Annotated in this window: 8 protein-coding genes and 1 pseudogene; 3 read left to right on the plus strand and 6 right to left on the minus strand. The window is 71.4% G+C overall.

Annotated elements, in window-relative coordinates:
* Positions 1–84: 84 nt before the first annotated feature.
* Positions 85–1,419 carry a 4-aminobutyrate--2-oxoglutarate transaminase gene (gene gabT / locus AOK03_RS33710; protein ID WP_055569182.1) on the plus strand — a complete coding sequence of 445 codons (1,335 nt, stop codon included), beginning with the start codon at positions 85–87 and terminating at the stop codon, positions 1,417–1,419.
* A 423-nt stretch (positions 1,420–1,842) separates the two neighbouring features.
* Here the strand turns inward: gabT and AOK03_RS33715 are convergent, their stop codons facing one another.
* A complete protein-coding gene (locus AOK03_RS33715) occupies positions 1,843–2,871 on the minus strand; it encodes an Lrp/AsnC family transcriptional regulator (RefSeq protein WP_055569183.1) in 1,029 nt (342 codons plus the stop codon).
* Between the two features lie 189 nt (positions 2,872–3,060).
* Here AOK03_RS33715 and AOK03_RS33720 point away from each other — a divergent pair, with 189 nt between their 5' ends.
* Together AOK03_RS33720 and AOK03_RS33725 are read left to right on the plus strand one after the other, a co-directional pair.
* Positions 3,061–6,249, plus strand: a complete 3,189-nt coding sequence (locus AOK03_RS33720; protein ID WP_055569184.1) for an amidohydrolase family protein — start codon at positions 3,061–3,063, stop codon at positions 6,247–6,249.
* Between the two features lie 46 nt (positions 6,250–6,295).
* The gene (locus AOK03_RS33725; RefSeq protein WP_107098180.1) at positions 6,296–7,003 is read left to right on the plus strand and encodes a phosphatase PAP2 family protein; all 708 of its coding nucleotides are present in this window, start codon (positions 6,296–6,298) and stop codon (positions 7,001–7,003) included.
* Here the strand turns inward: AOK03_RS33725 and AOK03_RS33730 are convergent.
* The 5 genes and pseudogenes from AOK03_RS33730 to AOK03_RS33750 form a co-directional block, all read right to left on the minus strand.
* Positions 6,957–7,961, minus strand: a pseudogene (locus tag AOK03_RS33730) (chitinase); the annotation flags it as partial. The gene AOK03_RS33725 and the pseudogene AOK03_RS33730 overlap by 47 nt on opposite strands.
* A 249-nt stretch (positions 7,962–8,210) precedes the next feature.
* Positions 8,211–8,678 (minus strand): hypothetical protein, encoded by a 468-nt coding sequence (locus tag AOK03_RS33735; protein ID WP_055569185.1) that lies wholly within the window; start codon positions 8,676–8,678, stop codon positions 8,211–8,213.
* A 134-nt stretch (positions 8,679–8,812) separates the two neighbouring features.
* Positions 8,813–10,231, minus strand: coding sequence for an NAD(P)/FAD-dependent oxidoreductase (locus tag AOK03_RS33740; RefSeq protein ID WP_055569186.1), 1,419 nt, complete (start codon positions 10,229–10,231; stop codon positions 8,813–8,815).
* A gap of 34 nt (positions 10,232–10,265) precedes the next feature.
* Entirely contained in the window at positions 10,266–11,066 is an 801-nt protein-coding gene (locus AOK03_RS33745; protein ID WP_055569187.1) for an ABC transporter permease, read from the minus strand.
* Positions 11,066–11,986: ABC transporter permease (locus AOK03_RS33750; RefSeq protein WP_425264439.1), on the minus strand; the 921-nt coding region annotated here is incomplete at its 5' end. The genes AOK03_RS33745 and AOK03_RS33750, both read right to left, overlap by 1 nt.

The raw sequence follows: 11,986 nt of genomic DNA on the forward strand, positions 1-11,986 counted from the left end.
CCCCTGGCCCCACCCCTAACCTGCGAAGAAAGCAGTAGAGCGTCCGTATCGTCGCCCCACCCCCGTCAGCAACAGGAGCCCCTCATGACTGCCCTTCCGCAGGAGCGCCGCGTCGTCACCGCCATCCCCGGTCCGAAGTCGCAGGAGCTGCAGGCCCGCCGTACCGCCGTGGTCGCCGGTGGCGTGGGCTCCGTGCTGCCCGTGTTCGCCGCGCGCGCGGGCGGCGGCATCATCGAGGACGTCGACGGCAACCGTCTGATCGACTTCGGTTCCGGCATCGCCGTGACCTCCGTGGGCGCGTCCGCCGAGGCCGTCGTGCGCCGCGCCTCCGCGCAGCTGGAGCAGTTCACCCACACCTGTTTCATGGTCACGCCGTACGAGGGCTACGTCGCCGTCGCCGAGGCGCTGGCGGAGCTCACGCCGGGTGACCACGAGAAGAAGTCGGCGCTGTTCAACTCCGGCGCCGAGGCCGTCGAGAACGCCGTCAAGATCGCCCGTGCGCACACCAAGCGCCAGGCCGTCGTCGTCTTCGACCACGGCTACCACGGCCGCACCAACCTCACGATGGCGCTGACCGCCAAGAACATGCCGTACAAGCACGGCTTCGGCCCGTTCGCGCCCGAGGTCTACCGCGTCCCGGTCGCCTACGGCTACCGCTGGCCGACCGGCGCCGAGAACGCCGGCCCCGAGGCCGCCAAGCAGGCCATCGACATGATCAGCAAGCAGGTCGGCGCCGAGAACGTCGCCGCGATCATCATCGAGCCGGTGCTCGGCGAGGGCGGCTTCATCGAGCCCGCGAAGGGCTTCCTGCCGGCGATCGTGCAGTACGCGAACGACAACGGCATCGTCTTCGTCGCCGACGAGATCCAGTCCGGCTTCTGCCGTACGGGCCAGTGGTTCGCCTGTGAGGACGAGGGCATCGTCCCCGACCTGATCACCACGGCCAAGGGCATCGCGGGCGGTCTGCCGCTCGCCGCCGTCACGGGCCGCGCCGAGATCATGGACGCCGCGCACTCGGGCGGCCTCGGCGGCACCTACGGCGGCAACCCGGTGGCCTGCGCCGGTGCGCTCGGCGCCATCGAGACCATGAAGGAGCTCGACCTCAACGCCAGGGCGAAGCACATCGAGTCGGTCATGAAGACCCGGCTGACCGCCATGGCCGAGAAGTTCGACATCGTCGGCGACATCCGTGGCCGCGGCGCGATGATCGCCATCGAGCTGGTCAAGGACCGTACGACCAAGGAGCCGAACCCCGAGGCCACCGCCGCCCTGGCCAAGGCCTGCCACGCCGAGGGCCTGCTCGTGCTGACCTGCGGCACCTACGGCAACGTCCTGCGTTTCCTGCCGCCGCTGGTCATCGGCGAGGACCTGCTGAACGAGGGCCTGGACATCATCGAGGGCGCCTTCGCCCGCGTCTGAGCGTCGGGGCGTGTGAAGAAGGTGTGCGGGCCCCATGACGGGTTGCCGATCCGTCTGTCGGCCCGCCACCGCCTGCCGTACGGTTTCTGCAGATGAGAGAAACACCCCGCCCACGGGGGACTGTGGGCGGCACCACGGCGGAGCCTCCCCAGCCCCGTCCTGGTAGTGCCTCTGCGCACACCCCCGGAGCTTCCAGCTCCGGAACTCCTCACCGATCGGACGGCCGCTCGCCCCAAACCCCCCGGGGCGCGCGGACCACCGATCCGGAAGGCCGCTTCGGAGACTCCCCCGACGGACCCGCCTGAGCAGGTCCCTTCGGACATTCCGGGCCGGTCGGCCACCGAAGGGCCAGCACACTCCCCCCCTTGTGCTGGCCCTTCGGCATGTCCGGCGCCCGACGGGCTGACCGGTCGGCTTCGCAGGTCAGCCCCGCCGGTCGGTTCGGCGCCCCTGCGCGTCCAGCAGGTTGCCCGCCCGCTTCGCCGTCCGCAGCGTGATGCAGCGGTCCGCGATCCGTACGTCCTCCAGGCCGTCCTCGATCTGCGCCTCCAGGCGGGTGACGTCCGCGAGCTCGCGCATCCAGACGCACACCGCCAGGTTGAACGTGCCGACGGTGGTGACCACCAGACGCGCCTCCTCCAGACGGGCGAGCCGCGCCGCCACCCCCGCCAGCCGACGGGCCGGGACCTGGAGGAAGAGCCAGGCCTGCACGGACCGGCCGCACCGCGCACGGGCGACGTCCGTCCACAGCGCCACCCGCCGGTGGGAGAGCAGGCGGTGCACCGCGTCGCGGGCCCGGCGCACGGGGACGCCGGTGCGGGCGGCGATCGTGGTGGCGGGCATGCGTCCGTCCTCGCACAGGGCCGCCAGCACCGCACGGTCGAGACCGGTCAGCGCCGTGGGGGCGCCCGGCTCGCGCAGGCCGTGGTCGGTGAACCGCCCCGCCTGGTCGGCGGAGAGCTCCCCGAGCCGCCAGTCGCCCGCCTCCCGGACGAAGGACGTGACGAGCTGGGTGCGCACGGCCCGGATCTGCGGGCCGGTGGCGAGCCGCTTCAGGAGATAGTCGGCCAGCGCCACCTCGTCGTCCGCGCAGACGCCGACCAGCAGATCGCGCCCGCCCGACGCGAGGTCGAGGGTCTGGCACTCCACGTCGCCGACGAGGGAGTCGGCCACCTCCAGGGGGTTGCCCGCGCACTCCACCTCGACGACCGCCAAGCGGCCCCCGGCGGGCCCCGGTTCGTACGCCGTCACCCAGGCCAGGCCCGCCGCCCGCAGCCGGCTCCAGCGGCGCGCGACGGTCACGGCGTCCACCCCGAGCACGGCGCCGACCTTCGCCCACGAGGCCCGCGGCTCGATCTGCAGGGCGCTGACGATCTGCAGGTCCAGCCGGTCGAGGTCCGGATCCGCCGCGAGCGACTCGGCGGTGCCGCCCGTCGGCGAATGGGTTCTCACAACTCCCTGTATAACGCGCCTTCCTGCGCGAGGCAGGTCCTTTTCGCCGCGATCCTGCACAGCACTCCTCGCCGCCGGGCCGCTGCGTGAAGATCGCGAGGCGTCATTTCCGGTCACCGTCCGCCCAATGCGTCTCGGCCAGCACCAGACCACAGTCAGCGTCACCAACAGGCCTTCGCGGGAGAAAAGTTGAGCATCCCTTACATATCGCGCCGCCGCTTCCTGCAGACGACGACGGCCGTCGGTGCCGCTGCCACGACGGGTGCGTTCGCCGGCATCGGCAGCGCCCACGCCGCCGCCCCGGCGTCCGGTGCCGCGGCCACCGGGTCCGCCGCGGCCGCCGCGACCCGGCTGCGCTTCACCGCCACCACCAACGGCGCCGCGTCCCTCGCGGGCGACCGGATGATCGCCGAGGTGCAGGGCGTGCTGTGGTCCCTGCCGGGCGCGGGCGGCGACGCCGTCCCGCTCACCCCGGCGGACCTGGAGCCGACGCGTCCGGTGCACTCCCCCGACGGCCGCCTCATCGCCGTCTGCGCCTTCCGCACGGGCAACTTCCACATCTGGACGCTGAAGCCCGACGGCTCCGAGCTGACCCAGCACACCGACGGAGAGTGGGACGACCGCGGCCCGGCCTGGTCCCCCGACGGCAAGCGGATCGTGTTCGCCTCCGAGCGCGGCGGCGACCCGGTCGAGGGCGCCCCCTTCCGCATCTGGGTGCTGGAGCTGGCCACCGGCGAACTGACCCGGCTGACCGGGAAGCCGGGCCAGTCCGGACCCGTGCAGGACGGCGCGTGGGAGGACTTCGACCCGGTCTGGTCGCCGGACGGGAAACGGGTGCTCTTCGTCCGCGCCGCGGTGAAGTCGGGCGCGCTCGACGCCCGCACGATCGCCTCCGTGGCCGCCGACGGCAGCGGCGCGGTCACCGTGGAGCACACCGACACCACCACCGCCCAGATCTTCGTGCCCGCCGTCTCCTCGACCGGCACCCTGGCGTATCTGCGCACGACCGCGGCGCCGAACGCCGCCTGCGCCCTCGTCGTGAACGGCGAGGCGGTTGCGGTGGGCGGTGACGTGGAGCCCGCGCCGCCCCGCTGGATCTCCGCCAAGGAGCTGCTCCTCACGGTCGACGGCCGCTTCACAGTCGTACGGCCCGACGACCCCGGCACCCGCAAGGACATCCCCTTCACCGCGCCGCTGCCCCTGGACCGGCCGGACTACGAGCTCAAGACGTTCGACCTGGACGGCACCGCGAGCCGCCCCGTGCGCGCCTTCGACCTGCCCGTGCTCTCCCCCGACGGCAGACAGGTCGCGTTCACAGCCCTCAACTCCCTCTGGGTGGGCGAGGTCTCGGGCGGAAAGGCCCCGCGCCGGGTGACTCGGGCGAAGGCGACCGGGTACCTCTACGCGGCCGCGTGGACGCCCGACGGCAAGGCGCTGCTGTACTCCGACGACCGCGACGGCATGCCCGCCGTCCGCAGACGGGAGCTGGACACCGGCAAGGAGACGGTGATCGCGTCCGGCGGGCGCATCCAGGCGGCGCTCTCCCCCGACGGGAACCGCCTCGCCTGCTTCGACCTCGCGACGAACCTGCTGGTGCGGGACCTGCGGACCGGCGAGGAGAAGGTCCTGGCCACCAGCCCGCCCGGCGGCGAGCTGTCCGGCAGGCCCAGCTGGTCCGCCGACGGACGCCATGTGGCGGTCAGCTTCCGCAACCGGATCAACCAGCGCTTCCGCGAGGGCTACAACCTCATCCGGGTGATCGACACGTCCGACGGGTCCGCACGGACGCACGCGGTGGCGCCGCACACCTCCATCTCCGACCGCAACAGCAACGGCCCCGTCTGGTCCCCGGACGGCCGCCACATGGCCGCCGTCGTCGAGTCCGCGCTGTGGCTGCTGCCCGTGGCCGCCGACGGCACCCCGAACGGCAAGCCCCGCACCTTCCCCGCCGAGGCCGCCGACCACCCCACCTGGTCGGGCGACAGCCGCCACGTCCTGTATCTCTCCGCGGGCCGGCTCCGGCTCCTCACCGTGGCCGACGGCAGCGTCCGCACGGTCAAGCTGCCGCTCGACCACCGGCGTCCCGCGCCCGAGGACACCGTCCTGCACGCGGGCCGCTTCTGGGACGGCTCCGGGGGCGACGACAGCGTCCGCGAGAACGTCGACGTGACCATTCGCGGCGGCCGTGTCACCGCCGTCGCACCGCACCGCTCCGGCCGCGCGGCCGGGCGCCGCGTCGACGCCTCCGGGCAGACCGTGATCCCCGGCCTGTGGGACACCCACATGCACCCGCAGCCGGCCGTCTACGGCGGCCGCCAGTCCGCCCTGTTCCTCTCCTACGGCGTCACGAGCGCCATGTCGATGGGCGGTTCCGGCTACGAGGGGGCCAGGCTGCGCGAGGCCACCGCCGCCGGGGAGCTGGCCGGTCCCCGGCTCGTGACCGCCAGCGAGGTCCTCGACGGATCGCGCGTCGCCTGGGACAACCGCGTGCACGCGACCCGTGCGGGCCTGCGCCTGACCCTCTCCCGCGGCAAGGCCCTCGACTGGGACTTCGTCAAGACCTACGTCCGGGCCCCGGGCTGGGTGATGGAGGAGGCCACGCGCTTCGCGCACGAGGAGATGGGCGTGCGCTGCGGCAGCCACAACCTCTCCCCCGGCATCCAGCTCGGCCAGGACCTGACGACCCATCTGCAGGCCACCCAGCGCGCCGAGTTCGGCCACGCGACGTCCGCGGGCGAACTCGCGTACCAGGACGTGACGGAGATCTACACCGCCACCGGCGACTTCCACCTGGTCGCCACGCCCTTCTCGGCCACCCCCCTGATCGGCGCGGCGCCGGGTCTCGCCGACGACGAGCGGGTCACGCGGCTGATGCCGCCGTGGGAGACCGCCCAGGTGCAGAGCCTGGCCGAGCAGGCGCCCACCGACGCGCAGCTGGCGACCCTGGCGCGGGAGACCGACATCTACCGCCGGATCTCGACCGCCGGCGGACTGATCGCCCTCGGCACGGACTCCCCGGGCATCCCGACCGGCCTGGGCGTCCACATCGGGCTGCGTGCCCTGCGGCGCGGCGGCTACTCGGCCTCCGAGGCGCTGCGCACGGCGACCTCCGCGCCCGCGCGGATCTTCGGCCTGGACCGCGACCTCGGCACGCTGGAGGTGGGCAAGCTCGCCGACCTGGCGGTGATCGACGGCGACCCGTTCAGCGACTTCGACTCGCTGGTGCGCACGGTGTCGGTCATGCGGGGCGGGGTGGCGTACGAGGTGAGCGATCTGATCTCGGCCGTCCCCGCCGTCAAGGTGACGGCGAAGGAGCGCAAGCAGTGGGCCCGCACGGGCAAGCAGCTGCGGAACAAGTGCTGCGACCACGAGCACTGAGACCCACCGGGGCGCGCGGGCGATCATTCCTGCGAGGCTTGGGGCCATGTCCGCACCCGAGGCCCCGGACTCCCGGGGCATGCCCGCCGCGCCGCGGGGGCGGCCGCCCGTACGACGGCGGCCGCTTCTCCCGCTCTCCCTGTGCGTCCTCCTCTTCGCGCTGCTGACCTGGCAGGTCGTCGCCGAAGGACCGCTGCGCCGCGCCGACGAGCGCGCGGGCCGCGCCCTCACCGGCAGCCGTCTGCCGGACCGCGCCGCGGAGTTCCTCGCCGACCTCGGCAACATCACGGTGGCCGTGCCGGTGCTGGTCGCCGTGGCCGCGTACACCGCCTGGCGCGCACGGCAGAGCGGTACGTACCGGTGGTGGCTGCCCGCGGTCGCCGCGCTCGTCGCCCTGGCCGCGGTGCCCGCGCTGGTCGCCCCGCTCAAGGCGCTGATCGACCGCCCGGGCCCGCCCGGCACGGCGGGCGACGGGGGCTTCTACCCCTCTGGCCACGCGGCGACGGCCGCGGTCGCCTACGGAGCGGCGACGCTGCTCCTGCTGCCGCTGCTCCGTGGCGCCTACGGCCGCCGCGAACTGGTCATCGGATGCTGTCTGTTGAACATGGCGGTCGGGTTCGGGCTGGTGCGGCGGGGCTACCACTGGCCGCTGGACGTGGTGGCGAGCTGGTGCCTGGCCGCGGTGCTGCTCCAGGCGATGCTGCTGATCAGCCGAAGTACGCGTCGAAGTTCTTCGAGAACTCCCCGTTGTTGAAGCGGTCCCAGTTGATCGACCACGTCATCAGGCCGCGCAGATCGGGCCAGGTCCCGTGGGTCTTGTAGGAGCCGCAGTTGCTGCCCTTGGTGAGACAGTCCAGGGCCTTGTTGACCTCGCCCGTGGACACGTGGCCGTTGCCCGCGTTGACGGAGGCGGGCATGCCGATCGCGACCTTCTGGGGCGGCAGCGGCGGGAAGACGTTGTTCTTGTCGCCCGCCACCGGGAAGCCGGTGAGCAGCATGTCGGTCATCGCGATGTGGAAGTCCGCGCCGCCCATGGAGTGGTACTGGTTGTCCAGGCCCATGATCGGGCCGGAGTTGTAGTCCTGGACGTGCAGCAGTGTCAGGTCGTCGCGCAGGGCGTGGATGACCGGGAGATAGGCGCCCGCGCGCGGGTCCTGTCCGCCCCACTTGCCGGTGCCGTAGTACTGGTAGCCGAGCTGCACGAAGAAGGTCTCGGGCGCCATGGTGAGCGTGAAGCCGGAGCCGTACTTGGCCTTGAGGGTCTTCACCGCGGAGATGAGGTTGACGATCACCGGGGTCTTCGGGTTCTTGAAGTCGGTGTCGTCGGCGTTCAGCGAGAGCGAGTGGCCCTCGAAGTCGATGTCCAGGCCGTCGAGTCCGTACTCGTCGATGATCTTGGAGACCGAGGAGACGAAGGTGTCGCGGGCCTGTGCCGTCTTGAGCTGGACCTGGCCGTTCTGGCCGCCGATGGAGATCAGGACCTTCTTGCCCGCCGCCTGCTTGGCCTTGATGGCGGCCTTGAACTCGTCCTTGGTCTCGACGTTCGGGCACTCCGTCTTGGGACAGAGGTCGAAGCGGATGTCCCCCGAGGTCGCGGAGGTCGGTTCGCCGAAGGCGAGGTCGATGATGTCCCAGCTGTCGGGGGTGTCGGCGAGCCGGGTGTAGCCGGAGCCGTTGGCGAAGCTGGTGTGCAGATAGCCGACGAGGCTGTGGTCGGCCGCGGCGCTCGGGGCGGCGGCCCGCGGTTCGGGGGACGCGGTCGCGTTGGAGGCGAGCAGGCCGGACGCGGCGAGCGCGCCGGCCGCGACGGCGACCACGGCGGCACGTCTCACACGGCTCGCGGAGCTGGTTCGGGGCAACAAAGAGCGATCCACAACTGCCTCCGGACATGGGGGGGAATGGGAGGGCGGGTCGCGCATAACTTGGTCCAGACCAATTGAGTTGTCAAGGTTTTCGGCAGCTCACTCCTCTCCGTCGCCCGCCAGCCGCGCGGCCGCCTCGTGCATCGCGAGCTCCAGGAGCCCCGGGTCGGTCAGCGTCCCCGAGCCGTCCGGCGGGACCAGCCAGCGGACGCCGCCCGCGGACCGGCCCGGGTAGGGCACGACGACCCAGGTGCCGCGGCCCGCGCCGCGCACACCCGTGCCGAGCCAGCGCGAGACCGTGCCCGCGGGCACGAAGAACCCCATGCGTTCGTCGCCGAAGTCGGCGAGCACGGGGCCGGGCCGGTCGACGCAGCGGGTGAGCACGTCGAGCGTGGGATATCCGAGCTCGCCGGGCAGGATCAGCACGTCCCAGCGCCTTCCCGCGGGCAGGAGCGCGACCCCGAGGGGGTTGCGCTCCCACTCCCAGCGGCAGGCGTCCGGATCCGGTGCCACCGACACCAGCCATTCGATCGCCGTCTTCGCCCCCGAGCCATCCGAGCCAGTCATGCCGAGACCTGCCTTCCCTGTGCGGCAACATGCGCGTCACAGGTGAGACGGGCCTCGGGGCCGGGCATTACGCGGGTTTCGGCTGCGAATTTCACGGCGGACGGCGGAGGGACCGCCCGGCCGTCGAGGAGCCCTCAGCTGTCGAAGCCGAGGCCCAGCTTGTCCATCGTCTTGAGCCAGAGGTTCCGTCTGCCGCCGTTGGCGTCGGACCGGGCGAGCGACCACTTGGTCAGCGCGACCCCGGTCCACGCGAACGGCTCGGGCGGGAACGGCAGCGGTTTCGTCCGCACCATCTCCAGGTCCGTGCGCTCCGTCCGCTCGCCCGAGAGCAGGTCGAGCATGACGTCGGCGCCGAACCGGGAGGCCCCGACGCCGAGGCCCGTGTAGCCCGCCGCGTACGCGACGCGGCCCTTGTGTGCCGTGCCGAAGAACGCCGAGAAGCGCGAGCACGTGTCGATCGCGCCGCCCCATGCGTGCGTGAAGCGGACCCCTGCCAGCTGCGGGAAGCAGGTGAAGAAGTGCTCGGCGAGCTTCGCGTACGTCTCGGGCCGGTCGTCGTACTCGGCGCGCACCTTCCCGCCGAACGGATAGATCGCGTCGTAGCCGCCCCACAGGATGCGGTTGTCGGCGGAGAGCCGGAAGTAGTGGAACTGGTTGGCGCTGTCGCCGAGGCCCTGGCGGTTCTTCCAGCCGATCGCCGCCAACTGCTCGGCGGTCAGCGGCTCGGTCATCAGCGCGTAGTCGTAGACCGGCACGGTGTACGGGCGCAGGCGCTTGACCAGTGAGGGGAAGACGTTCGTGGCGAGCGCGACATGGCGGGTGAAGACCCTGCCGTACGGGGTGCGGATCGCCATGCCCGCCCCGGCGGCGGCGAGTTCCAGTGCGGGCGTGTGCTCGTAGATGCGTACGCCCTGCTCCAGGCAGGCCCGCTTCAGGCCCCACGCCAGCTTCGCCGGGTGCAGCATGGCGACGCCCTCGCGGTCCCAGAGGCCGCCGAGGAAGGTCGGCGAGTCGACGTGCTCGCGCAAGGCGTCCGCGTCCAGGAGTTCGGAGCCGTCGGCCAGGCCGTGCTCCGCCATCTCCGCGTACATCTCGCGCAGTTCGGCCATCTGGTGCGGCTCGGTGGCCACGTCGATCTCGCCGGTGCGCTCGAAGTCGCAGTCGATGGAGTAGCGCTTGACGGCCGCCTCGATCTCGTCGAGGTTGCGGGCGCCGAGCTCCTCCAGCTTCTCGATCTCGCCGGGCCAGCGGGACAGTCCGTTGGCGATGCCGTGGGTGAGCGAGGCCGCGCAGAAGCCGCCGTTGCGCCCTGAGGCGGCCCAGCCCGCCTCGCGGCCCTCGACGAGGACGACATCGCGCCGCGGGTCGCGCTCCTTGGCGATGAGCGCGGTCCACAGGCCGCTGTAGCCGCCGCCGACGACGAGCAGGTCGCACCGCTCGTCGCCGGTGAGGGCGGGCTCGGGGGCGGGCCTGCCGGGGTCGTCGAGCCAGAAGGACACCGGCTTGGCGTCGGCGAGGGACTCGGTGAAACGGGTCATGGCACCAGGGGCCATGATTTCCACTCCTTCAGAAACAGTTGTTGCGCTGTCACGCCTGCTTGTTGCGGCGCTTTCCGATGAGCATTCCGGAGAGTACGAGCAGAACGGCGACGAGGAACATCGCCGTTCCGATCACATTGATCTGAACGGGTGTGCCCCGCTGTGCGGATCCCCAGACGAACATGGGGAACGTCACGGTCGAGCCCGCGTTGAAATTCGTGATGATGAAATCGTCGAAGGAGAGCGCGAAGGCGAGCAGCGCGCCCGCCGCGATGCCGGGCGCGGCGATCGGCAGGGTCACCCGCAGGAACGTCTGCACGGGACCGGCGTAGAGGTCCTGCGCGGCCTGTTCCAGACGCGGGTCCATCGACATGACGCGTGCCTTGACGGCGGTCACCACGAAGCTGAGGCAGAACATGATGTGGGCGATGAGCACCGTCCAGAAGCCGAGCTGCGCGCCCATGTTCAGGAAGAGCGTGAGCAGCGAGGCGGCCATGACGACCTCGGGCATCGCCATCGGCAGGAAGATCAGCGAGTTGATGGCGCCCCGCGCGCGGAAGCGGTAGCGCACGAGCGCGAAGGCGATCATCGTGCCGAGCACGGTCGCGCCGATCGTCGCCCAGGTGGCGATCTGCAGGCTCAGCGAGAGGGAGCCGCACATGTCGGCGACGCCGCACGGATCCTTCCACGCGTCGAGCGAGAATTCCTGCCACGAGTAATTGAAGCGGCCCTTCGGTTTGTTGAAGGAGAAGACCGTGACGATGACGTTGGGCAGGAGCAGATAAGCGAGCGTCAGCAGGCCCGCGATGACGACGACATTGCGTCGGAGCCAGCGGAAGAAAGCAGCCATCAGACGAGATCCTCCGTCCCCGACTTGCGGATGTAGAAGGTCACCATGAAGAGGATGGCGGCCATGAGGATGAAGGAGAGCGCCGCGGCCGTCGGGTAGTCCAGAATGCGCAGGAACTGCGTCTGGATGACGTTTCCGACCATGCGCGTGTCGGTGGATCCGAGCAGGTCCGCGTTGACGTAGTCACCGGCCGCCGGAATGAAGGTGAGCAGCGTTCCGGAGACGACGCCCGGCATGGAGAGCGGGAAGGTCACCTTGCGGAACGTGGTGGAGGGCTTGGCGTAGAGGTCTCCCGCGGCCTCGTGCAGCCGGCCGTCGATGCGCTCCAGCGAGGTGTAGAGCGGCAGGATCATGAACGGCAGGAAGTTGTACGTGAGTCCGCAGATCACCGCCAGCGGCGTGGCGAGGACCCGGTCGCCGTCGGTGACGCCCAGCCAGCTGGTGACGTCCAGGACGTGCAGGGAGTTGAGGGCGCCCACCACGGGGCCGCCGTCGGCGAGGATCGTCTTCCACGCCAGCGTGCGGATCAGGAAGCTGGTGAAGAACGGCGCGATGACCAGGACGAGGATGACGTTGCGCCAGCGGCCCGCGCGGAACGCGATGAGGTAGGCGAGCGGATAGCCGAGCAGCAGGCACAGGACCGTGGCGGCGCCCGCGTAGAGCACGGAGCGCAGGAACTGCGGCCAGTAGTCGGCGAGCGCGTCCCAGTAGGTGGCGAAGTGCCAGGTGACCTTGAAGCCCTCTTCGAGGGAGCCGGTCTGTACGGAGGTCGACGCCTGGTAGACGAGCGGCAGCGCGAAGAAGACGACGAGCCAGAGGATGCCGGGGAGCAGCAGCCAGTAGGGGACGAGGCGGCCGCGTTTGCGCGGCCCCCGCGGGGGCGCGTCCTCGGGGCCGGGCAGTGGCTTCGGGGACGGGGG

It is taken from the genome of Streptomyces atriruber (genome assembly GCF_001418325.1).
Classification (GTDB): domain Bacteria; phylum Actinomycetota; class Actinomycetes; order Streptomycetales; family Streptomycetaceae; genus Streptomyces; species Streptomyces atriruber.

What these genes read in the sequence shown, in the direction of transcription:
- AOK03_RS33745 (WP_055569187.1), bottom strand. Translation starts at nt 11,066, where the DNA reads ATGGCTGCTTTCTTCCGCTGGCTCCGACGCAATGTCGTCGTCATCGCG.
- AOK03_RS33725 (WP_107098180.1), top strand. Translation starts at nt 6,296, where the DNA reads ATGTCCGCACCCGAGGCCCCGGACTCCCGGGGCATGCCCGCCGCGCCG.
- gabT (WP_055569182.1), top strand. Translation starts at nt 85, where the DNA reads ATGACTGCCCTTCCGCAGGAGCGCCGCGTCGTCACCGCCATCCCCGGT.
- AOK03_RS33735 (WP_055569185.1), bottom strand. Translation starts at nt 8,678, where the DNA reads ATGACTGGCTCGGATGGCTCGGGGGCGAAGACGGCGATCGAATGGCTG.
- AOK03_RS33740 (WP_055569186.1), bottom strand. Translation starts at nt 10,231, where the DNA reads ATGGCCCCTGGTGCCATGACCCGTTTCACCGAGTCCCTCGCCGACGCC.